Source organism: Gracilibacillus sp. JCM 18860, assembly GCF_055395245.1.
Genome location: NZ_AP043868.1, coordinates 3,006,984 through 3,030,570, shown reverse-complemented (window position 1 = coordinate 3,030,570; position 23,587 = coordinate 3,006,984). Strand labels below are relative to the sequence as shown.

21 protein-coding genes, 2 pseudogenes and 1 other annotated feature are annotated in these 23,587 nt (G+C 36.7%); of the genes and pseudogenes, 3 read left to right on the top strand and 20 right to left on the bottom strand.

Features of this window, described 5'->3' with window-relative positions:
• Positions 1 to 53 precede the first annotated feature (53 nt).
• Both ACZ5R4_RS15390 and opuFB read left to right on the top strand, forming a co-directional pair.
• Entirely contained in the window at positions 54 to 1,013 is a 960-nt protein-coding gene (locus tag ACZ5R4_RS15390) for an ABC transporter ATP-binding protein (RefSeq protein WP_109982848.1), read from the top strand.
• On the top strand, positions 1,006 to 2,523 hold the full coding sequence (gene opuFB, locus ACZ5R4_RS15385; protein WP_464367572.1) for an osmoprotectant update ABC transporter permease/substrate-binding subunit OpuFB: 1,518 nt from the start codon (positions 1,006 to 1,008) through the stop codon (positions 2,521 to 2,523). The genes ACZ5R4_RS15390 and opuFB overlap by 8 nt, the downstream gene beginning before the upstream one ends.
• Positions 2,524 to 2,740: 217 nt before the next feature.
• Here the strand turns inward: opuFB and ACZ5R4_RS15380 are convergent, their stop codons facing one another.
• Positions 2,741 to 3,460, bottom strand: a complete 720-nt coding sequence (locus ACZ5R4_RS15380; RefSeq protein ID WP_109982849.1) for a ferredoxin reductase domain-containing protein — start codon at positions 3,458 to 3,460, stop codon at positions 2,741 to 2,743.
• A gap of 193 nt (positions 3,461 to 3,653) precedes the next feature.
• Here ACZ5R4_RS15380 and ACZ5R4_RS15375 point away from each other — a divergent pair, with 193 nt between their 5' ends.
• Positions 3,654 to 4,259: a DedA family protein gene (locus ACZ5R4_RS15375; protein ID WP_464367571.1), complete on the top strand. Its 606-nt coding sequence runs from the start codon at positions 3,654 to 3,656 to the stop codon at positions 4,257 to 4,259.
• A gap of 63 nt (positions 4,260 to 4,322) precedes the next feature.
• On the opposite strand, the gene ACZ5R4_RS15370 is transcribed toward ACZ5R4_RS15375, so the two are convergent.
• The 19 genes and pseudogenes from ACZ5R4_RS15370 to ACZ5R4_RS15280 form a co-directional block, all read right to left on the bottom strand.
• Positions 4,323 to 5,882 carry a 2-isopropylmalate synthase gene (locus ACZ5R4_RS15370; RefSeq protein ID WP_109982851.1) on the bottom strand — a complete coding sequence of 520 codons (1,560 nt, stop codon included), beginning with the start codon at positions 5,880 to 5,882 and terminating at the stop codon, positions 4,323 to 4,325.
• Between the two features lie 140 nt (positions 5,883 to 6,022).
• Positions 6,023 to 6,260: a binding site (T-box leader), on the bottom strand.
• Positions 6,261 to 6,356: 96 nt separating this feature from the next.
• Positions 6,357 to 7,193, bottom strand: coding sequence for a 23S ribosomal RNA methyltransferase Erm (gene erm, locus ACZ5R4_RS15365; protein WP_109982852.1), 837 nt, complete (start codon positions 7,191 to 7,193; stop codon positions 6,357 to 6,359).
• A 390-nt stretch (positions 7,194 to 7,583) separates the two neighbouring features.
• Positions 7,584 to 8,177 carry an ATP-dependent Clp endopeptidase proteolytic subunit ClpP gene (gene clpP, locus ACZ5R4_RS15360; RefSeq protein WP_054860408.1) on the bottom strand — a complete coding sequence of 198 codons (594 nt, stop codon included), beginning with the start codon at positions 8,175 to 8,177 and terminating at the stop codon, positions 7,584 to 7,586.
• Between the two features lie 31 nt (positions 8,178 to 8,208).
• Positions 8,209 to 8,868: a sigma factor-like helix-turn-helix DNA-binding protein gene (locus ACZ5R4_RS15355; protein WP_464368501.1), complete on the bottom strand. Its 660-nt coding sequence runs from the start codon at positions 8,866 to 8,868 to the stop codon at positions 8,209 to 8,211.
• A 291-nt stretch (positions 8,869 to 9,159) separates the two neighbouring features.
• Positions 9,160 to 9,819 carry an SOS response-associated peptidase gene (locus tag ACZ5R4_RS15350; protein ID WP_464367570.1) on the bottom strand — a complete coding sequence of 220 codons (660 nt, stop codon included), beginning with the start codon at positions 9,817 to 9,819 and terminating at the stop codon, positions 9,160 to 9,162.
• Positions 9,820 to 9,889: 70 nt separating this feature from the next.
• Positions 9,890 to 10,705, bottom strand: a complete 816-nt coding sequence (locus tag ACZ5R4_RS15345; protein WP_464367569.1) for a polysaccharide deacetylase family protein — start codon at positions 10,703 to 10,705, stop codon at positions 9,890 to 9,892.
• 69 nt (positions 10,706 to 10,774) lie between these two features.
• Complete coding sequence (locus ACZ5R4_RS15340) at positions 10,775 to 11,386, bottom strand: FMN-binding negative transcriptional regulator (RefSeq protein WP_109982856.1); 612 nt, start codon at positions 11,384 to 11,386, stop codon at positions 10,775 to 10,777.
• 14 nt (positions 11,387 to 11,400) lie between these two features.
• Positions 11,401 to 11,919 (bottom strand): spermidine/spermine N(1)-acetyltransferase, encoded by a 519-nt coding sequence (paiA, locus tag ACZ5R4_RS15335; protein ID WP_054860412.1) that lies wholly within the window; start codon positions 11,917 to 11,919, stop codon positions 11,401 to 11,403.
• Between the two features lie 24 nt (positions 11,920 to 11,943).
• Positions 11,944 to 12,369, bottom strand: a complete 426-nt coding sequence (locus tag ACZ5R4_RS15330) for a MarR family transcriptional regulator (protein WP_277679980.1) — start codon at positions 12,367 to 12,369, stop codon at positions 11,944 to 11,946.
• Between the two features lie 160 nt (positions 12,370 to 12,529).
• Positions 12,530 to 13,111: a pectate lyase gene (locus ACZ5R4_RS15325; RefSeq protein WP_464368500.1), complete on the bottom strand. Its 582-nt coding sequence runs from the start codon at positions 13,109 to 13,111 to the stop codon at positions 12,530 to 12,532.
• 6 nt (positions 13,112 to 13,117) lie between these two features.
• Positions 13,118 to 13,618, bottom strand: a pseudogene (locus ACZ5R4_RS15320) (RICIN domain-containing protein); the annotation flags it as partial.
• Between the two features lie 213 nt (positions 13,619 to 13,831).
• Positions 13,832 to 15,268, bottom strand: a pseudogene (locus ACZ5R4_RS15315) (sugar porter family MFS transporter); the annotation flags it as partial.
• Between the two features lie 753 nt (positions 15,269 to 16,021).
• Positions 16,022 to 17,584, bottom strand: a complete 1,563-nt coding sequence (locus tag ACZ5R4_RS15310) for a response regulator transcription factor (protein ID WP_464367568.1) — start codon at positions 17,582 to 17,584, stop codon at positions 16,022 to 16,024.
• Positions 17,578 to 19,017, bottom strand: a complete 1,440-nt coding sequence (locus ACZ5R4_RS15305; RefSeq protein ID WP_109982863.1) for a sensor histidine kinase — start codon at positions 19,015 to 19,017, stop codon at positions 17,578 to 17,580. Before ACZ5R4_RS15305 ends, ACZ5R4_RS15310 begins: the two co-directional genes overlap by 7 nt.
• Positions 19,014 to 20,012, bottom strand: a complete 999-nt coding sequence (locus tag ACZ5R4_RS15300) for a sugar-binding protein (protein WP_277680138.1) — start codon at positions 20,010 to 20,012, stop codon at positions 19,014 to 19,016. The genes ACZ5R4_RS15305 and ACZ5R4_RS15300 overlap by 4 nt, the downstream gene beginning before the upstream one ends.
• Positions 20,013 to 20,246: 234 nt before the next feature.
• Positions 20,247 to 20,930 carry an excalibur calcium-binding domain-containing protein gene (locus tag ACZ5R4_RS15295; protein ID WP_277680137.1) on the bottom strand — a complete coding sequence of 228 codons (684 nt, stop codon included), beginning with the start codon at positions 20,928 to 20,930 and terminating at the stop codon, positions 20,247 to 20,249.
• Between the two features lie 640 nt (positions 20,931 to 21,570).
• Positions 21,571 to 22,440, bottom strand: coding sequence for an ATP-binding cassette domain-containing protein (locus ACZ5R4_RS15290; RefSeq protein WP_464367567.1), 870 nt, complete (start codon positions 22,438 to 22,440; stop codon positions 21,571 to 21,573).
• The gene (locus tag ACZ5R4_RS15285) at positions 22,433 to 22,834 is read right to left on the bottom strand and encodes a GntR family transcriptional regulator (protein ID WP_109982866.1); all 402 of its coding nucleotides are present in this window, start codon (positions 22,832 to 22,834) and stop codon (positions 22,433 to 22,435) included. The genes ACZ5R4_RS15290 and ACZ5R4_RS15285 overlap by 8 nt, the downstream gene beginning before the upstream one ends.
• Before the next feature lie 14 nt (positions 22,835 to 22,848).
• Positions 22,849 to 23,586, bottom strand: a complete 738-nt coding sequence (locus ACZ5R4_RS15280; protein ID WP_277680287.1) for a hypothetical protein — start codon at positions 23,584 to 23,586, stop codon at positions 22,849 to 22,851.
• Position 23,587 lies beyond the last annotated feature (1 nt).

Sequence of the window (23,587 nt, the reverse complement as noted above, 5' to 3'; positions counted from 1 at the left end):
TAATTAAGGGTATACAAATAAAGAATACTTTGAGTTAAAGGAGCACTCGCTTTATGATAAAATTCGAAAATGTTAGCAAAACCTATGCAGATGGCACGACTGCTGTCGATACCCTAAATTTCACAATCAATAAAGGAGAATTTTTCGTATTAATCGGACCAAGTGGCTGTGGTAAAACGACAACACTTAAATTAATTAATCGTTTAATTCGACTAACAGAGGGCACTATTTTTATTGATGAAAAAAGAATTAGCGATTATGATATCCATCAGCTAAGATGGAATATAGGATATGTTTTACAACAAATCGCTCTATTCCCACACATGTCCATCGAAGAAAATATTGCTATTGTACCAGAAATGAGAATGTGGGACGAGTCGAAGATTAAGAATCGGGTCACAGAGTTACTAGAAATGGTTGGTTTAGACCCAGATACATATCGCCACCGTAAACCAAACGAACTGTCAGGTGGAGAACAACAACGGGTAGGTGTAGTGCGCGCTTTGGCAGCAGATCCTGCCATTATATTAATGGATGAACCTTTTAGCGCCTTAGATCCAATAAGTCGAGAAAAATTACAGGATGATATGATCTCTTTACAAAAACGCATAAATAAAACGATTGTATTTGTTACACATGATATGAAGGAAGCTATTAAGCTTGCTGATCGGATCTGTTTAATGGATCAAGGGAAAATCGTACAACTCGGTACACCGAGAGATATAGTACAAAACCCTTGCAATGATTTCGTACAAGACTTTATTGGAGCTTCCCAAACGGCAGAAGCAGCTTTTTCCTTAGAAAAAAGTCTATTACCAGTGAATGAGAATCAACCAGTGCCAGAAGACACCATCCATTTAGAGGCAACATTAGCGGAGGTTATCGAGAAATTAACCAAAGCCGAGGAGATTGGTGTCTACCGTGAGAATCAATTTATCGGTAAGGTGAATCGACAGGTTATTCTTGAGTATCTCTCTACATCTTCTAAAAAAGGTGGGGAGCAACATGTCTAATATATTAGATGTCTTTCAATCACGAAGATCAGAGCTTTTCCAGGCATTTTTTGAACATATTCAGATCTCTTTTATCGCTCTATTATTTGCTGTTCTTATTTCGATTCCACTTGGAATTTATTTAACCAAAAAAGCAAAAATTGCTGAAGGGATTATTGGAATAGCAGCAGTCCTACAAACAATCCCTTCCTTAGCTTTATTAGGTTTATTTATTCCATTGTTTGGAATCGGAAAGGTCCCTGCGATTATAGCACTAATTATTTATGCTCTACTTCCGATCCTTCGTAATACTTATACGGGAATTAAAGAGGTGGACCCAGCCTTAATGGAAGCGGCAACTGCCATGGGAATGAACACTAGACGTAAACTTATGAAGGTAGAGCTACCTCTAGCCATGCCGGTTATTATGGCTGGTATACGCACCGCTATGGTTCTGATTATTGGAACAGCAACACTCGCGGCATTAATCGGCGCTGGAGGATTGGGAGATATTATTTTACTAGGAATTGATCGAAACAATTCATCCTTAATTATCCTAGGAGCTATTCCAGCAGCATTACTTGCTATTTTGTTTGACTTACTTCTACGCAAAATGGAAAAGCTTAGCTACAAACAGTCTGTAGTAACCATTGGCTTGGTAGTACTTATTTCCTTATCATTTATGCTTGTCCCTAGCTTAATCAAAGGGGAAGAGGAAACACTCGTTATTGGAGGAAAGCTTGGTACAGAACCTGAAATTTTAATTAATATGTATAAAGCCCTAATCGAAGAAGATACAGAAATTAAAGTGGAACTTGAACCAGGATTAGGGAAAACCTCGTTTTTATTTAATGCATTGCGAAATAATAGTATTGACATTTATCCCGAATTTACAGGAACTGCTATATCCGAGTTCTTAAAGGAATCTACAACAAGTAATGATAGGAAAGAAGTCTATCAGCAGGCACACGATGGCTTATTAGAAAAGTTTAATCTAAAGTATTTAAAACCTATGCAATATAATAATACCTATGCTTTAGCAGTACCAGAGGTATTGGCTAATGCATATCATTTGGAAACTATTGCTGATTTAAAGACTATAAAAGGAGAGATTCATGCCGGATTTACATTAGAATTCTCTGACAGGGAAGACGGTTATTTAGGAATTCAAGAAGTCTATCAGCTAGAATTCCCTAATGTAAAGACAATGGAGCCTAAATTAAGATATTCTGCAATCGAACAGGGGGACATCAACTTAATAGATGCTTATTCAACAGATAGTGAAATACAACGTTATAACTTAAAGGTCTTAAAAGACAATAAAAACTTATTCCCTCCATATCAAGGAGCTCCTTTATTGCGAAAAGAAACCTTAGAAAAGTATCCAGAGCTGGAAGGTATATTAAATCAGCTATCTGGTAAAATCACGGATGACGAAATGCGTGACATGAACTATCAGGTCGCGGTAGAAGGAAAAAGCGCTGAAGAAGTAGCCAGAAACTATCTTGAATCAGAAGGTTTAATTGAATAGATTTATGCGTCCTCTTTTAAGGGAGGACTTTTTTTAGCTCTTTCATATTGTAAGAATTTGATAAGCGGAGCATTATTAAATAGGAAATTCCACACCGTACATGATACTTTCATCGCATACGGCGTGCCCTCTAAAGCTTAAGTGCTTCCTATTAGCCTGTTAGCATTGCTTGTGCCTATAACAGAGTTGGGAGGTTTTTTAATGTAACTGTTATCACTTATATTGACAAATCTAATGATAAAAACTTAGGCAGTTGTTGTTCATGCTTATCGAGCATTATCTGTTCAGGCTTGATGCCCTGCTCACGCAGTACTTCAATGTTCTGAATGAGGAATTCGTCACTGCCGACAACATAGAAGAGTCCATCCTCCTTGTCTGCAGCAAGATGTCTCACTGCTTCATAGTAGTCTTTACGGTTATCGACGAACTGTGATGTAAACTTCTTGTCAGGTGTGGATTTAAAAATATTAGTAAAAAGGAAATTTTTTGATGAATCGATATTCAAGGAATGCATTTGATTGACGTTGTCACCACGTTTTAAAAAATCAAGTACAAGCGGTCTGAAGGTTGCAAGGCCGACACCTGATGACAGCATGTAAACATTTTTGTTTTCTCTTTTAAGTGGTACATTCGAGTGAGTTTTAAATATGGCAATTTTATTGCCGACCTCAAGATTTCTTAAAACTGTTTTAAACTCAGAACACTGCTCTCTGATGCGTGTTGTGATACCGATTGAACCTTCGTACGGTAAAGTGGAGATTGACATGTGGCGAATCAGGCTACGGTTTGGTTTATCTCCGGCATTAAAGCCTTCTAGTGCGAAGTGGGTGTGAGATCCTTCTTCCCATGTAAAGTTTTCCGGGCAGTCGAGCAGGTATGTTTTAACTTCTGGCGTTTCTTCAATAATCTTATTTATTTTAGTCCAGTAGATTTGCATTGTATATTCTCCTTATTCCATTATATTTATCGTTACTATCTAATATACAATAATTGATAACAATTCTCAATGTGTGATTTTTTTATTTTGCTGTCATACCCTAAATAGCTTTTTTATTGTATGATTAGGTGGTTGTACATATTTTTTAAACAAAATTCATAGATATAGATTATTTAAAGAGGAGAAAAAGGTGATGGAGAATTGGATTACAGATTTCCTTGAACAATTCGGATATTTAGGCGTTTTTCTATTAATTTGTGCGGAGAATCTTTTCCCACCGATCCCTTCAGAAGTGATTTTAACATTCAGTGGATTTATGACGTCGAGTACAACCCTTTCCGTAGCGGGGGTTATTATTTACTCCACCTTAGGTTCGGTGCTTGGTGCCATCCTACTATATGGAATTGGCATGCTGTTCGGGATTGAGAGAATGGAAAGATTTATTCAAAAATATGGTTCTATTCTTCGGGTAAAGGTGACAGATATTCATCGAGCAGATCGTTGGTTCGACAAATACGGGTATTGGACCGTTCTTTTTTGTAGAATGATTCCACTTGTCCGTAGTCTTATATCTATTCCTGCGGGGATGACACGAATGAATTTTCCTTTATTTCTAATTTTCACAACGGTAGGTACGGTTATTTGGAATACCTTCTTAGTGACCCTCGGAGCTAAAGTTGGGGAATCCTGGGAGGATATCGTACATTATATGGACATCTATTCGAACATTGTTTATCTATTACTATTTATAGTTATTGTATTTTGTGTTGTTTATTTTTGGCGACGGAAAAGGAAATAACATATTAAACGGGCATGATTAAGCTACTTATTCATGCCCGTTCCTTGTAATGAATGTATAAGGCTAGCCAAGTTGCTGGATGTTCGCTTCTTGTAACTGCTTCACAATAGCCATATTAATCGCATTCATAAATGCTAGTGCACTTGCCTTCATAATATCCTCATCTGCCGCTTGCACAGTGAAGAGCTCATCAGCAAATTCTACTTGTAGCTTAACCTTTCCAAGCGCTTCCTTTCCTCTCGAGATACTGGTTATTCTGTACTCATGTAAACTAATATCTAGACCGCTTATTTCCATAAGAGCAGTATATAATGCATCTACTGGACCTGTTCCACTGGATGACTGATTGAATATTTGATCACCCTTTTTCACTTTGACACTTGCCGATGGAAATTGGTTATTACTAATTACTTGCAGATCGACTAATTCATAAAAGCAATGTTGGTCTGCTAGGTTCTTGAGATGACGGGCAACAATTGTATAAAGATCATGACTATAGACCTCTTTCTTCTGATCGGCTATCTCAAGAAAATCATCAAAAATTACAGTAAATTGATCATCCGTCAATGAACCAAAGCCTATTCTTTGTAGTGCACTTTTGACCGCATGTCTTCCAGACCTTGCTGTTAGGACTAATTCCATGTCGTCTAATCCGATATCCTTTGGACTAATGATTTCATAGGCGTCCCGTGATTTTAGTAAACCATCTTGGTGTATACCGGATGAATGAGCAAAGGCATTTTCACCTGTAATAGCCTTATTTGGCTGAACTTCTATTCCCATCAAATTGCTCACCAGCTTAGATGTTTTCATAATTTCCTTTGTCACGATTTTCGTCTCTGCCTTGTAAATGGAGGGCTTGGTTTTGATGGCCATAACTACCTCTTCTAAAGAAGTATTCCCTGCTCTCTCACCAATCCCGTTAATCGTACATTCCACCTTATCAGCACCATTTTTAATTGCCGCTAAGGTGTTAGCAGTTGCCATACCTAAATCATTATGACAATGGACACTCAAGATTACCTGGTCATTTAAATTTATTAATCGTTGATTAATACGATAGATTAAATGACCAAATTCCTCTGGTTCAGCAAATCCAACCGTGTCTGGAATATTGATAATCGTTGCACCAGCCTTCACGACTGCTTCAATGGTATTCCATAAATATTCAAAATCAGAACGTGATGCATCCTCCGTTGAATATTGCACGTCTGGTAAAAGTGTTTTAGCATATTTAACTGCTTCTACACCTTTACTTAAAATTTCATCCTTTGATTTACCAAATTTCTTTTCTACATGTATATCAGAAGTACCTAACACAATATGGATAAGGGGATTTTTCGCATATTTGATACTTTCATAAACGGCATCAATATCAGATTTTACCGCTCTAGCTAATGCTGTAATCACAACATCCTCTGAGTTCCCAACTTTTGTAGCAATTTCCTTCACCGCCTGAAAATCACCTGTGGAGGATGATGGGAAACCTGCTTCGATAAAATCAACACCTAAATGCTTAAGCTGTGTTGCTACTTCAAGTTTTTCTTTCATATTCAATTTCGCGCCAGGAACCTGTTCCCCATCTCTTAACGTCGTGTCAAAAATCGATACATTTCTCACCATTTATCCACTCCTTTTTTAGTATACTGCTTTGATTATAGGTATTCGATTCTATCCATAAATATCGATAATCCTATAAAAAAACTCGGATTCGTTAGCTTTTCTATTCTAACTATAAATAAAAAAGCCCGTCTCTATATCACTATAGAGACGAGGCTTTGCTCGCGGTACCACTCTAATTGGTTAATACTGATTATTAACCCACTCTCATTCGGTGGCTATCACCACCTATCTAGATAACGGTAGACACCGACAGCCCCTACTTCATTGTTCAGGGTGTTGCTCTTGGAGGAGTTCAAAGGAGTAACTACCAGTTCACACCAGCCACTGGCTCTCTTAAAATTTACCGATCCTTTTACTATTTCCAATCTTTGCATTTTATTATAAATTATTGATAGGATATACGAATAATTGTCATTTGTCAATATGGAAAATACCCATAATTTTTATCTCCCTCTCGCTCGGAGTGAGGGCACATTACCCTTTTATCCTAGGCCACCTTGTTTTTGGGACATACTGGACCATTGCTATAAATATTTTTTGCCACTGGAATTCTGTTAAAGCACCAACCGGAAATTCCTGTTTTATCCCTAGATTCCTTTTCACATGTTTTATTTGAGGTCGTGTAAACACTACGCTTAATGCCTCATCAATGGATAGCAATGGGTGTTGCCATATAGCGTCCACAAATGCCTTAAATAATCGATAATCTTTTACCGAGAGGAGTGGGTCTTTTTTTCTCGATATATAGACCATAGCTGAGTCAACCTTTGGCGGAGGAGAGAAGTTATCCCTAGAAATACCTCTTACCAAACGCATATTAAAGTACATTCTCCAAGTAATGATATAGCGATCCTTCACCATTTTTGCTGTGAATCTTTTCGCTGCTCCTTTTTCCATTACGATTACTCCCCGTTGAAACCCGCTAAATGGGACGAGTATTTTTTTCATAATTGGTGTTGTAATCGAATAGGGGATATTGGATACTAACACAAAGGGATGTTTTGGCAAGCGAAATTTTAGTATATCCTGCTGAATAAGCTGAAGATTAGATAGCTGCTTTCCCCTCAAATGATTGACTAGTTTCGCATCATACTCCACTGCAATGACTTTACTCGCCCTTTGACTTAACATGCCAGTTAATTGACCCTTCCCCGCACCTAGCTCCAAGACATTATCCGATTTCATAATAGCTGCTTGATCAACTATGTCTTTAATTAATTTTTTATTATGCATAAAATGCTGCCCCAAATAATTGGGAGGCTCTCCACGATAGATTTTATTTTTCCGTTTTCTGTAGATTTTCTTCGTCATGATATCTCTTCCTTTCCAATAAAAAATCACAGACTACTGCCTGTGATGAAAGTAAAAAGAAGAGATTACCCCTACAGAATTGTATGGCTAATAAAGTACTAGAAAATCATAGTATGTGTCCAGCATATTTAGATGAGATTTATACAAGTACATAGAGAAAAAGACAGGTAAATACACCTGCCTTTTCTACATACAATACATTCTATATACTGATGGAGATTGTTAAAAGGACAGACTACTCCCATTTACTCTGCATACACAAACAGAGTCCACGTTAAATATGAAATTACTGATTCATATTTGGGAAACGTAGTCTTATAAACATAGCCATCCTTTTAACAACCCTCCTTAAGTTTTTCAATATATCGTTATTATATGCTTGAATCCAGTTTATGTCAACCCTCGTTTGGATTGGATAATGTCATCAATTAACCCATATTCCTTAGCCTCTTCTGCTGACAAATAGTAATCCCGATCTGTATCAGATGCTATTTTTTCCATCGTTTGACCGGTTCGCTCCGCAATAATTTGATTAATTTTCTCCCGAAGCTTTAAAATCCTTCTTGCTGTAATATCAATTTCTGTCGCTTGCCCACGAGCCCCACCTAAGGGCTGGTGGATCATAATTTCACTGTTTGGAAGGGATAAACGTTTACCTTTTGTTCCCGCAAGCAATAACATTGCCCCAAAGGATGCTGCTAATCCGGTACAGATAGTCCGAACATCTGGTTTAATATACTGCATCGTATCAAAGATCGCAAAACCTGCCGAAACAGAACCACCAGGACAATTAATATAAAGCGAGATATCTTTATCTGGATCATCAGCAGCGAGAAATAATAGCTGTGCGACGATGCTATTTGCCATATGGTCATTAATTTCATCACTTACCATAATTATTCGGTCTTTTAAAAGTCTTGAATATATATCGTAGGAACGCTCGCCACGACTGGACTGTTCAATAACATAAGGGATCGTTGTCAAATGAATTCCTCCTTCAATCATTTAGGCGGCTCTAAGCAGCCATAGAGAGAATGTTAGTAGGAGGAGTGAAAGTGTGGTGTTTACACTTTGGTTGATTATTAGGATATAACACTGGAATTAGCTTTATAATACGAGATGGATCATCTAAATAAATGGACTGTGTAATGATAGACACCAGCTTTTTATTTGCTCTTGTGTGATCATATGATTCCAATTTATCCTGATCCATCTTTTCAAGATGCTTACGCGCACGGTAAAGCGTTGCTTTCACGCCCGTCTCAGACATATGAAAATACTCGGCTATCTCTATTAACCGATAACGAAATACATCCTTCAAGATAAAAATAAGCAGCTGTTTAGAGGTCATTTTAGATTGGAGCCTTTCCACCAGAAACTCAATCTCTTCCTTGTCTCCCTTTTCTTCTGATGCTAGATCTATTGGTATTTCCGTTAATTCGTGCTGATGTCTTCGCTTTTGATCAATCCAAACATGATAAGCAATTTTTTTCAATAAGCTAATATTCCATTGATCCTTATCATCATAGTAGGCTATCGCTTTACATATCGCCTCTTGGGCAAGTTCTTCCCCATCCCATTTATTCCGTGATAAGAAATGACAATAATGAGATAACTGGCGATAAACTTGTATGAAAGAACCCTGTACTTCTATTGTGCTAGGCCTAGCGCACATTTCACTCACTCCTTTACACTTCTCTAATAGCTAAAACGATTGTTGGAAGAAAAAAGATATGGGTAACGAAAAATTTTCTTAAAATTATTATATTCTCTAAGTGGAAAATTTTATACTGTTATGATTTACATCTTTCTTCGTGAATAGAGGCGAATGATGATTAAATTGCTTTAGGTTTTGAAAATAGAAGACCTGGATAATAAACGGTATTTTTTTGTGAAAAATAGTCAAAAATGAGAATCCTATAAATCATGTAATAAAACTTTGTTAGTATATGCATTTGTAAACTATTTAATTTGCCGGTTCAATGAGCGTTTTATCATTATTTGAAGGATTATTTACTAATTTAGAAACAGGGTAAAACGACATAGCAGTTGAAGGATATGGTTTCATTAATGACTTTAATACTTGAACATCGTGCTGGTCAGGTTGTAGCCATTGTTCCCTGCTTTTCTCATCTAAGATGACTGGCATTCGATCATGGATTTCCTCCATTATTTCATTTGGCTTGGTAGTAAGTATCGTGCAGGAGATAATCTCTTGATCCCCTTGCTTCCAACGATCCCATAAACCCGCGAAGGTAAACACACGCTGATTATTGACCATAATTCTATAGGGAGTCTTCCCATTGTCTTGACGTTTCCATTCATAAAAGCTATCCGCTATAATGACACAACGTCTCCTAGCTAGTAAAGGGCGAAAGGATGGCTTTTCCTCCATCGTTTCACTTCGGGCATTAATCATTTTATTACCAATCTTCGTATCCTTTGCCCATTTAGGAATGAGTCCCCACTTAAAATATCCTGCACGATAACCATCCTTTGTTCCCACCATCCCAAGTATATTTTGGGTCGGTGCCACATTATAGCTTGGATGGTAATCGTTAATGGTAATATTTAAATCACTTTCAATAACCTCTTTTGATAGATGGAGCGTAAACCTGCCACACATATGGATCTCCTCCAAACAAGGATTTTATTAGTCATTGTAACTAAAGTATTCCTTGTCTATTCATCCATTCTTATAAAATCCCTATATGTGTTAAATCTACCTGCTTTCCTCCTTCCACTTCAACTATATCGCCATCTACACTTAACCATACTGAAATAGCTGATGGATTATAGACAAACTGACTGTCGGCTGAAAATTGAAGCCTGTGAAAAGCATGGATATAATCAACAATTTGGATATTGGTGGCATACCAAATATCATCTCTATCACTGGTTATACGGCAAAATTTTTCAATCTTATCCCAATTTTGATCAAGATCAAATTCATAACTATGTCCCCACACATAAAACATGTACAAATATTGACTCTTGTGAAGATGGATGAATTCCTCGGCAAGCTCTAATAAATTTTGATTATGGTGACAGGTGGGTTGCCATTCCATGAAATTATCTGGTATAGCAAAATTGCCGGTGCTATGAACTGTTCTTGCATATTCTATTCCCATATATGGCAGCATCTCTTTGATTTGATTGTTATAAGAGCCATTTGGATAAGACAGCCCCCTAACAGGATAACGAACAATTTGCTCTAGAGCTTTGCGATCCTTCATTACTTCTTCTATTAATTGTTCCTTTGGTGATCGAGCAATCGTTGGATGGGTTACCGTATGTGCAGAAACCTCATGTCCTTTGTATAAGTTGGCTACTTCTGCTGCTGGGATTCTATCACCTTTTCCAAGTAACCCTGAATTAATATGAAAGGATCCCTTGATACGATATTGATTAAATATTTCTACTAAACGTCTATCTGCAGCTTTCCCATCATCATAGCTCATTGTTAGAACCTTATACTTTCCATTGGGAAATGTCATGACTACTTGTGGCATCAAACACCTCTCCTTTAAAGCGTTTACATACATTTTATTATAATCGAAAGAGAAAGTTAATAGTGAATTTTAGTTATTTATGTTTGCTTTCATTAATGAACAAATCTGCTGTTCATTGGGGTTTGAAATTTGTTCTAGTTGATTAATAATTAACTTTTTTCTTTGCACTGAATGATTTTGGCTCAGTTTCGCTTTTCCTTCTATTTTGTTGATTTTAATTTTGAAACATTGAATAGCCCTGCTCATTCCTGAAATAAAATTAGAATCCAACTCATGCAAATGATAGGTACTTTTCGGATCTTCATACTTCAAAACCATCTGATCTAAGGAATCTACAACCTCTTTTTTGTCTTCCAAAAGTTCTACTTTACCATACACGTGAACAGTAACGTAATTCCAAGTTGGTACTGCATTATTCGTCTCATACCAAGATGGAGAAATATAGCAATGAGGACCTTGAAAAATTGCTAGTATAGTTTGATTTCTAATATCCTTCCATTGCGGATTCAAACGAGCAAAATGGCCATACAAATAGGTATGATCGTTGTTCCATATTAGCGGTAAGTGAGTAGCAAAAGGGACGCCATTGTGCTGAGAAATAAGTGTTGCAAAACTATATTGCTCGATTATCTCATCTATTACTTCCTTATCTTCTATTTTAAAATGGGAGGGACGATACATCTTTGTTCCACCTTTCAATTAATTGCTTTAGTCATAATCAAATCCGTTTGTTCTTCTTCACCCACATAAAAAGAATGAACTCCAGTTTGAACAAAATCCATTTTTTTATAAAATGCTATAGCATTTTCATTCTTTTCCCATACCCCTAACCAAATTTCCTTCTTGTCACGTTCTAAAGCAAATTCAATAGCTGTATTTAATAGAATCTTACCAATTCCGTGCTTTTGGTATTTATTCTTTACATATATTCTCTCGATTTCGAGTGATTCATCACCCATTTTTTCTGACTGTGCATTTCCAATATTAATCTTTAAATATCCGACCATCTCACTATTTAAATACACGAAGAAAAATTCCGAAAACTCATTAGATAATTCCATTTCCAATTGTTTCGAATGAAAAGCTCTCTTCAGATAGGCATCTAAATTTTCCGATGAATTCTGACTTTCGAATGTTTCCCGAAAGGTTTCTATACTTATTTTTTGCAGTGTTGGTAATTCTTCTTTGGTGCATTTTTTTACATTTATCGTCATGCTAATTGCCTCTCCTTCCTATAATCAATAATTTCTTTTGTTTCCCTTCTTTACTAATTCCCAATCTTTTTCTATATTCTTTCTTACTCTTTGAAGTAGCCAGAGGATGGTCTCTTCTTCTTTTTCGGAAAAACCTGCTAGAGCGATGCTATTAGAATAGTCATTTTCTTTTTTGATAAAAGGGTAAACCTTCTTTCCCTTTTCTGTTGGAAAGATTTTTTTAATCTTTTTATTAGAGTGATCATCCTTTTTTTCTATAAATCCATTCATTTCAAGTTTTTTAATCGCACGAGCTGCTGTTGTTCTGTCTACCTTGATCATCTCGGCCAACTTTTCTTGAATGATTCCTGGATTTTCACATATGCGAACAAGGTATAAATATTGTCCTTTCGTAAGATCATACTCTTTAAATTCAATATTGCTGATAGAATCTAATGCCCTTGCAATCATTCCTATTTCGCGAAGAATATCGATCTTGCTCACTCCTTATTTGATGTTTTTTGTTGTAAATACAACAAGAATAAGTATATAGCAACTTTGTTGTATTTGCAACAAAAACTCCCATAAAAAAAGTGCTTAACAACGTAATTGCTAAGCACTTTCATATAAATTAATATTCGTAATTTCCGCTTTCCGAAACATTTTCTACATTATACCACTTTCTACCAACATCAGAATATCTTGTGTTTGTCATCGTAACTTCACTAGAGTCGCTATCTGTTCTAAATATAGCTTCATCCATATTCGTAATGACACTACCATCGATAAAGATACTTGTTTTAAAAGTAGTACCTCCATTTTGACGAATCATTTTTCCAGCATCATCCGCTGTAAAATTGATAATTTCAAAAGTCGAAGGAGCATTCACCTGGAACATTTTATCACTACCCTTTTGTGCCATTCCACCTCTAATTGTGACATGACCATCATCCTTAATCGTTAAAGCATCCTCACCGATATCCTCCCAGACTACATTCTGTACTAAGACATCTCCATACGTATGCACACCATCTGCAGCCGGGTGACCGATTACCACATTTTTCAAGGTTGCTCCGTCCTCCAGTCTAAATACTGGATCTTGATCTTCTCCTTGGCTGCCATCTCCAACAGTATCTGGGTTAGCTACATACCTTTTACCTTCACCATCAAAGACTTCACCTGATTCTACGACAATGGTTTGATTTACGGTTATGGTATCACTTGGTGGTACTTCAATAATACGCCATTGCTGGCTCTCACCACCCCAGTCATCCCATTGGACAACGTTCGCGCCATTTTCTGTCGACCAATCGAATACTTCAAGGGCTTTTCCACTATGTCGATTAACGATTTTAACATAGCCATTTCCAATACCTTCAATTGCCCATTGCTGATTTGCTGCATTCCAGTCATACCATTGGCTTACATTAGCACCATCCTCTGTAGACCAGTCATAAACCTCCATTGCCTTGATACTATTTTGGTTCACAATTTTATGGTAGCCTTCCCCAACATTGATAATACGCCATTGCTGATTTAAACCACCTAGATCATCATATTGAACAATATTTCCACCATCAGAAGTGGACCATTCATAGACCTCGAGAGCCTTTCCACTAAATCTATTTATAATCTTGTAGCTTTTACTTGAATCAAAACTTGCAGCCTCCAGTGACTCTACGGAAATTGCCCCAACTAACAATAGTGCAAATGCTAACATAGTTAATAATTTTGCCCGCATTGATTACACTCCTTCTCTTCCTTTTAATAGTGGTTCAAATTACATAGATCTCAACTATTGGCCAATAGTTTACAATGTAATTATAAACAGTTATTCCAAAATATTTCAATCAGTTTCAGCTAAGTAAGCAATCTGTGAATATCCATTATCAAGAAAAAAACCTACTGAATGGATCAGTAGGTTTTGCTTTGATTATGCAAGTTCCTCATAAGATTTCGCTTTCTTTTTATCTTTAGCACTCCACATTCTCCCTATTTCCTCAAGTGATTTATTTTTTGTCTCTGGGACAATGGTCATCACAAAGATAAAGCAAATGACGTTGATAACCGCAAACATCCAGAATGTAAAGGCACTTCCCATATTACTGATTAGTACAGGGGTGAATTGGCCGATCGCCCAGTTTGCTCCCCAAAGGAATATAGTCGCAATTCCTACCGCTTTCGCTCTAAGATGATTTGGGAAAATCTCCGGAATCATGATCCACGGAATTGGCCCCATTGATACACAGAAGGAAGCAGTAAAGCCTGCAATTAAGATGATTAATAATACACCAGCGTTTGCTGGTTCAAAATAGAAAACACTTCCAATTAGTAGCATAAAGATTGCCATGAAACTTGAACCAATTGCCATCAATTTTTTTCTTCCCAATTTATCTATCAAAAAGATTGCTAATATAGTAAAGACAACTTGCACACTACCAATGATACTTGTGGCAAGAAATTCGGTATTATTTTCAAACCCGACACTACGGAAGATATCTGGTCCATAATATGTGACCGCATTCATTCCGATTACTTGATTGAACAAGGCAAGGAAGATACCTACACCCATAGCCATTCTTAAACCTGGCTTTAACAATTCTTTTGCCGAACTACTTTGTTCCTCTTTAATTGAAGCTTTAATTTCTCTTTCTTCTTTTCTAGCAACTTCTTCTCCATTAATACGTTTTAATATATTGAATGCCTCTTCATCTTCTCCTTTTTGAATAAGGAATCTTGGACTTTCCGGAATAAAGAATAGTAAAAGCATAAAGATAATTCCGGGAATAGTTCCATAGCCTAGCATCCATCTCCAACCAGCCTCTAATCCCCATTCATAGGACCCACTATTTGCTACACCATAGTTAATATAAAATGTTGCACAAATACCGAAGATCGTGAAAAGTTGATATAAAGATCCTAATCTACCACGAATAGCAGGTGGTGCACATTCACTAATGTAGGTTACCGATAGTGCTGATGCGAAACCTATACCTAGTCCACCTAATATTCTAGCAAGTACAAGTGTGGTGACATCGATTGCAAAGGCAGAGCCCAGTGCAGAGATGATAAAGAAGACGGCCGATACCATCAATAGTTTTTTACGACCATATTTATCACTAAGAAAACCTGAAAGGGCAACACCTGTTACTCCCCCTATCATGACACAGGAAATAACCCATCCCTCCATTGCCGGACTTAAATTATATAAATCTTGTAAATATCCTATCGCACCTGATATAACAGCGGTATCAAAACCATAAAGCAATCCTGCCATACCAGCTGAAGCAGCTACTAAAATAACATACCAAGCTGAATGCTTTTTTTGCATGATAAATCCCCCTTCATTTGTTAACGTTTTCGTTTTGACCTCGCTTACATTTTGATTGGAAGTAAGCGTTTCTTACTCTTTCTTAAAATTAACATGAAAACATTTTCAATAAGAGAGGTATCATCTTCACTTTTTTGCAAAATACTAGACAATCTTGTGCTGTCGGTGTCATCTGTTCTCTCGAACTATTATTGTTCTTTTCGCTTGAATGTCTGGTATTCTTGTTGTGACAGTCATTTTGGAGACTTTCTCGGGCAAAATGGACTTTATCTTGGTTGTAAACGTCATTTCGGAGACTTTCCTTGCGCAAATTGGACTTTATCTTGGTTGTAAACGTCATTTTGGGGGCTTTTCTCGGGCAATTTGGACTTTATCTTGGTTGTAAACGTCATTTCAGGGGCTTTCATCGAGCAAATTAGACTTTATCTTGGCTGTAAACACCATTTCAGAGGCTTTCATCGAGCAAATTGGACTTTATCTTGGTTGTAAACGTCATTTTGGGGGCTTTTCTCGGGCAATTTGGACTTTATCTTGGTTGTAAACGTCATTTTGGGGGCTTTCATCGAGCAAATTGGACTTTATCTTGGCTGTAAACACCATTTCAGAGGCTTTCATCGAGCAAATTGGACTTTATCTTGGCTGTAAACGCCATTTCAGGGGCTTTCATCGAGCAAATTGGACTTTATCTTGACTGTAAAAACGTCCTTTCGAGGCTTCTTTCCCGAGCAAAACGTTCTTCAGGGTAAGACCCAACCAAAAAAAACAACGATCGTTTCAATAGGATCGTTGTTTTTAAATATATTTATTTCGGTATTCACTTGGGCTTAGTCCTACTTCTTTTTTAAAGACCCGGCTAAAGTAGTTAGGATCCTTATATCCGATATCTAGTGCTATTTCCTTTAATGGTTTACTTCCATCTAGTAGAAAGTCCTTTGCCTTTTGAATTCGGATATTGGTAAGATACTCTACAAAGGTGACACCAAAATGTTCTTTAAATAATTTGCTCAAATAATAAGAGCTTAGACCTACCTTTTCTGCAATTCCTTCTAGACTGACTGCATCTTGATAGTGGCTATCCAGATATCCTTTCACTTGGATCAGTATTCCTTGCACACCGTTAGTTCGCCATTTACTAATTTCTTCCATAACGGTTTGGAGGTGAGCTTTTGCTGCTTGCTTTACTTGCATCGCTGTTTCATATGGATGAAAATTCATCTGTACATCTTCACCAAAGCCAAATTCTTTTGTCGCTCTTGTCAAGACAATGAAGAGATTCTCCATTGCTTTTTGGATTAGCTCTACTTGATAGTTAACGCTCTTTTGAATCCATTGAAAATATGCCTCAAAGACTTCTAAGCCTTTACGAGTATCACCGTTTTTCACAGCTTCTAGTAAATCCTTTTCTAAATCAAAGGGTACAAAATTCTTTCTTTTGTCTTCCAATTGCTTGCTATAAACTAGATAGGCAGAGCCTGACCGTTTTTCCACCATTTCTAATGTATAAATCGCTTGTTCATAAGATTTAGAAAAATGCTGAAAATTAGCAACAACGGAACCGATACCAACACATAATTGACAATTGTCTAGTTGATGCTGCACCGTACGAATCATTAATCTAGCAAAATTCTCCCTCTCTGTTAATCCAGTATTGCCGGCTTGATATTTCACAAAAACAGGGATTTGAAAACCGATGAGTGGTCCAACAAAATAAGGATAAGGTTGTGTTGCTAAAGCTCGCTTTAACGTTTGATACCATTGCGTCTTTTGCTCACGATCTGGCTTTCGTTCCTCTGCTTGAAAGTAGAATACTGCTGCAAACCCTTGTTGATCATCGAGATCTAACCAATCGTTCCAATCATCTTGGTTAAAATCATGAACATGATCCATCATTAGAGAAATGACGAAATCCATTTCTACTAGGGAACTTGCTCTTTCCAAACGTTGCTCAATGTCCTGTTTTTCCTGCATTTGTTCCTTTTCTTCCTCCACCTCAGCGGCCATTCGATCGAAGGCATCTAGTACTTCCTGAACCTTGCTTGGCTTGAGCAAGTACTCCTTCACTCCATATTTCATCGCTTCTTGTGCATATTGAAACGTATCGAAGGCTGACACCATTACACACTTCGCATGTGGAAGCTGGTTGAGAATTTTCTGTGTTGCCTTTAGTCCATCTAGATCGGGCATTTTTATATCCATAAAAATAATATCGGGCTCTGTATCAAGTGCCTTCTCCACTGCTATTTTTCCATTCTGTGCCTCTGCAACGATTTCTAAATTATCACGATTTCTACTTAGGATAAGGCGGATGCCTTCTCTTTCGATAGCTTCATCATCTACAAGCATTACTTTTAACATGAATCCTTCCTCCATTCCTTTCCTGATGGTAACTGAATGGTAACCTTCGTTCCTTTTCCAATGGCAGAATCGATCCAAAGCGCACTCTCTTTATCAAACAACTCGAGTCGATCGATAACATTTCGCATCCCTATACCTGTGGAATGACCTAATTTCTTTGATTGAGCTTCCTTTTCTTCTACTGGATGTATAATTTGATTGATTGTTGCTTGATCCATTCCTTTGCCATTATCGGTAATCTCAATAAATACCTTCTGTTCCTTTTGATAGATATTCAATGCAATCACTGCACTATCTGCCATTTCCTCAATGCCATGAATAAAGGCATTTTCTACGATTGGTTGAAGAGTTAGGCATGGGATCGGAGTATGTAGACACTGCTCCTCTATTTGAGTGTGGAAGGCGACTCGATCTCCAAAACGTGTTTGTTGGATAAAAAAATACTCTTTCACTATTTCCACTTCATCTTTTAAAACTGTCTCTCTGTCTAAATTTCCGATATTGTATCGCAATAGGGCAGAGACAGAGGAAATTAATTCACTCGTCCGTTCTGCCCCCTCAATATAAGAGGTTTTAGAAATGGTGTTCAATGTATTAAAGAGAAAATGTGGGTTAATTTGATTCTGTAGGCTCTTCAATTCCATTTCCTTTAGTAATTGGGCAAGACGTGCTTTTTCTTTCATCTCTTTCACAGACTGTAAAATATTATGCTTCATCTCATTAAACATCTTCGTTAAAAGCCAAAGCTCGTCCTTTCTTGAAACCGTAACATCTTGACCAGAGTAGTTTCCTGCAGATATTTCTTTTGCTGCCTTTGTCAAACGAGAAATCGTTCTGGTGATGCCATCCGAAAACCATAAGGCAAACAGCACACTTAAGATAATGATGGCAATAACTATGGCCGTTCCCATATTCTTCGTATGGTGGATTCGTTCGTCCTCCAAAGAGATTAAATTCTGATATTCGGTTAGATCTTGATTAATGATTTCTAATGTATTTTCATGAATATAGTTGGCAGTATTATCCGCTTCACTTAAATAGTAGGAATACTGTTCTATATTGTCATCATGGACTCCTTCTACCGTTTTGTCTGTAATCTCTAAAAAGCTTGTTAACATATGAAGGAAATTTTTCTGAACAATACTTTCTTCTGTTAACTCCTTATATTGTTGCTGTAAATCAAGAAGCTGTTGCTTCTCCCTTTGATAAAACGCTAAATTTTCTGAAACAGGTTCGTGGACATATATTTGTAGTGATTGAAAGGTTTGATCTGTCACTCCTGTTATTTCATTTAACAGTAAATAGTGTTCAGAGCTTTGCTCATGGAGCTCAATAATTTTCTGTGTGCTCTGTTCTCTTACTAAAAGGAGAATCACGACTAATGTAATGACAGTAAAAAAATACATTAATAGCTTCGTTCTAATTTTGATCATGGCTCATCACGCTCTTGTGGAATGAAATTATCTAAGTTCTTCTGTGAAACTACTGTTGCATCTGTATGGTTGACTTCTTCGACCGAACGCCCCTTGACAATATCAAGCATTAACTCAATACTACGATATCCCATCTCATAAGGCTTCTGACCGATAAGCACATCCACTTTACCTTGCTCTAGCAATTCCATATTCTCAGGTAAGGTATCAAAACTTATCATGTATATACTGCTTGACCTATTTAGTGATTCAGCGGCATGAACCATTCCTATCCCATCTAACGCACTTGTTCCATAAAGGGCATCAATTTCTGGATGATTCTTTAACATTTCGTAAGTTTTTTCTTCTGCGATAACTTGTGTAATATTAGATTCCTCAATCTCGACAATTTCTACTCCTTCTATATCAGCTACAACATTTTTAAAGCCTTCTACACGTAGTTGATGATGCGCATTCGTAAAACTGCCCGTAATGATGCCAACAGTAGCTTGGCCCTTCTTATCTTCTACTAAAGTTTTCCCAGCAATTTGCCCAGCCAAATAATTATCTGTCCCGATATAGGTTGTCCGCAAGCTCTCTGGTGCATCTGTATCAATAGTAATCACTGGGATTCCCTGATTCACCGCTTTATTAATCATTGGTAAAAAATCCTCTGTTAATGCCTGCACAATAATACCATCAACCTTAGCTTTTATTGCTTGATCTAAAAGCTTTAACTGTTCCTCTGGATTGGAACGCCTCGGGCCTTCGTATTCCACAAAAACGTCATACTTTTTCTCTGCATCCTTCGCTCCTTCCCCAACTAACCTCCAGTAATCATGATCCATCTCTTCCCCAATCAATGCAAAGTGGTAAGAGGGAAGATTGTCTGGTTCCGTCGCTTTCGTTATTTCTAAACGATCTACTTGAGCTTTTTTATAAAAATAAAAGGAAAGACCTATTGCTATGACTAAACAAGCCATAAGTAACACATAAATTGCTCTCTTTCGATTCATCTTATCCTCCATAAGATCTGACTTTCGATATTAACTCATTAAATGTATCATAGCATAATTGTTGCAGAGGGGAAAAACTCCTCAAATTTTATACCTCTACATAAATTAGCTTTTTCAAAAGAATAGGACAGATAATCAATATATAATAGATATCATAACTCGAATGTAATACGATATGGTTGCAAAAATAAAAGTACCTGCCTAGAACACAGGTACTTAGATCATTATATAAGCCTACTCACAACCAACTCCATCACCATCTCTATCTAAATGCCTTCCGTACCCCGGGTCACCTTCATACACTGGAGCAGCTCCGGCATTTCTTGCATGTGTGCAATTGTCATATACAACATTGCTAGTGCTGGGACTATTTTTATTATTCGTTACAGAACTGCCAGAGTTTGTACTTGCATTTGGGCCTTGAACATTAGCAGTCGCTACACTGTTTTGCAATTTTGCTTTCTCCGATTTTAAAGATTCGATTTCTCCATCCTTTTCACTTATTGTTAGTGTCAATTGTTTTATATCACTTTTTAGTTCCTCGATGTTAGATTCGTAATTAGTAGAATCTTCATTAATCTTTGCTAATTCATTTTTAGTGGTTTTAAGTTGGTTTTGTAGATCTGTATTTTTATCTTTTAGCGCCTCTACTTCGGTTTTTAAAGAGCTATTTATATCAGTTAAATCCTCGTTTTCATTAATTAATTCTTCATTTTGTTCTTTCACATCAGCTAGTTCCGCAATTGTACTATCGTCTATACTTAGACCAATTATTGATAGAAGGAACCCGCCAATTAGCATAGAGTAAAATACTTTTTTAGACAATACTTTTTCTTTATTTTTGTTTTTCTTGATGAAATGTACTACTAAATAAATGAATGCAGAAATAAATAATAAAAATCCAATAAAAAAAACCATGTTGACCTCCCAAAAAAATATATTTATAAATTCATTATATATCATATATTATTATAAGACTATTATTTCGACAAATTTTTCCAATAAATTGTCATTATTTAGTTAAAAATAATTAATTTATCATTCCTATGTATACTACTAATGTTTTTTACTATTACTTTATACCCAACCGCATAGACATGTCATTGATAACATATTAACTTAAATAAATGTAGTATATGAATTGGAATAGTAAATAGCGATTAATATGAACGTTTCTCTCCTAATACTAATTGAATGTCAAATGTTCTAGCGATCTTGCTAATATCTAAAGGTATCAACATCGATTTTGTAGTTAAGTTTATCGAGAGATAGTGAGAGAGATGAGGGAGAAAGGTATAAAAAAAGTAGCATGTGCGGATAAAACCTTTCAAAGTATTTAAGGTGATTGGTTATTCCTATATTAATAAAGAACAAATGTATAGCGTCCATTTATGAAGAAATGACAAGATCCTAATAAACAAGACTAAGACTTGGATGAAAAAAAATACAATGGCTCTGTCAGAAAGAATGGACAGGCTTAGTGATTCCAGGTGGCTATGATGTTACTGATATAGTTAATACGGACGGTTAACGCTGTGATAAGATGAGGCTCGAGGACCTAAGCTCTTTCCAGCAAGGCTGTTAAAATCTCATCCAGCTCAAGCCGCTGATAGTGTGTCACTTCTATACCTAGTTGCTCTAAGTCTGGCTCGATAGCTGCTAAGGAATCTGTTATGATACGATTAGGATGTGAATCCATTTGTATCACATGTGGATGCTTTCGGAGAGATTCTGGCATTTTATTTAACGACAAATATGCCCAGCTTTCTAAAATTTGATCCTTCTCATAAATGCCTATCATTTTCCCCTTATCTAGTAACCAAATATAATCACACAATGCTTTAATCTCCTCTTGTTGATGGGTGGCAAGGATAATCGCATGATTAGGGTTCTCCATGAAATCCACTAGATCTGTTTGCATTTTACGTGAAGAGACAAAATCGACCCCAGAGAAGGGTTCATCTAACAGAAGAAGCTGCGGATGATGCGCTAACGCGAAAATAAACGCTATTTTCTTCTTCGTTCCTGTCGAACTATTCGTATATTTTTCCTTTTGATTAATCTGATACCTATCCACTAGCTCCTGATATTTTTGTTCATCCCAATTCTCATACCAGTAGCGAACAAGATTAGCGAGCTCACGTATAGACAGCTGGCCGAAAGCCTGATACAAATCTCCACCAGCATAACCCATATCTTGCTTGATCCTACTATCATTAGAGTCAAGTTCCCCGTTGAAATATAGAATATGGCCAGAGTTAGGCTGAAACAACTGCATCACAAGACGAAAAAAAGTACTCTTACCAGAACCATTGGAGCCAATTAAAGCGGTGATCGTTCCAGGCTCAACACGAACATCGATAGGGCCAAATTCAAAATACTTGAAGGTCTTGGTCAACTGATCTATTTTTAACAAAAAATTACTCATAATGGTTTTCCCCCCATTTTTTATCCATAGCGTTAAAAAAGAATTTTTCTGCTTCTGATCTCGTCATTCCCAGCATTTTTAGATCCTTAATCGTTTTCTCCAAAATCGAGGAAGCCACTTGTTCTTTCGTTTGATCCTTCGACTTTTGATCCACCTCATTGACAAAGGTTCCCTTCCCTTGAATCGTCTTAATAAATCCCTCATTCTCTAAATTTTGATAGGCTCTCCTTGTCGTAATGACACTACAGGATAATTCGTTCGAAAGTGCTCGAATAGATGGAAGGACACTACCTGGTACTAATTGGCCACTTATCATCAGTCCTTTTAATTGTGATTCGATTTGATGATAAATGGGTTCTTTGCTTTCCTCTGAAACGGTAATAGGGAGTTTCATTTAGATAGCCTCCATTACAGGTAATCTCTTTTACTTAGTCTTTTTTGTAGGATGATTCCCCATATATTATAGCTTAATAAACCAATAATAATCATCACAACAGACGGCATCCAATCGTATTGTTGCGTCCATTCTGCTACCTTCTCCACGACGCTATTTTTTGTATTTAGATTAAAAACAATAATGAAAGAAACAATCGTTAAACTATATAAAAAAGAAAAAATATAAAGCATTTTGCCGTTTGTTCCAGATTCAATGTAAACATTTAATCCACCAATAGTTAAGGAAAAACCAAACCAAAATAATAGAAAAGACACTAGCTGTTGAGTCGTGAATACTAGATGATAGATATCTCTTATTCCTATAACAATTGTCGTATAAAAGGTGGTGGAAAGGATAAGCAATGTGATCAGCATTAAAAGCATGCGACTTTTGGTCAATACTTTAATAGGAACAGGCATTGTTCGAAATAAAGCGATTCTTTTTCCGAACGGATCCTCCTTCAATGTCTTCAAGCTAAGGTAAGGACTGGAAAGAAATACGATAGATAAACATGGTGATAGAAATACAAATAAAATGTCTACAGATACCCCATTGAAATGGTTTTGGTAACCAGCTAAAGTATTTATTAGCTCCTTTAAGAAGGTGATCGAGAATAGTCCCAATAATACAGTTACAGCAAAGGTTAGGATATAGGCAGGAAAAAGCATTCTTATCTCTGTTCTAACTAACTTAAAAGCACGTTTGTACATG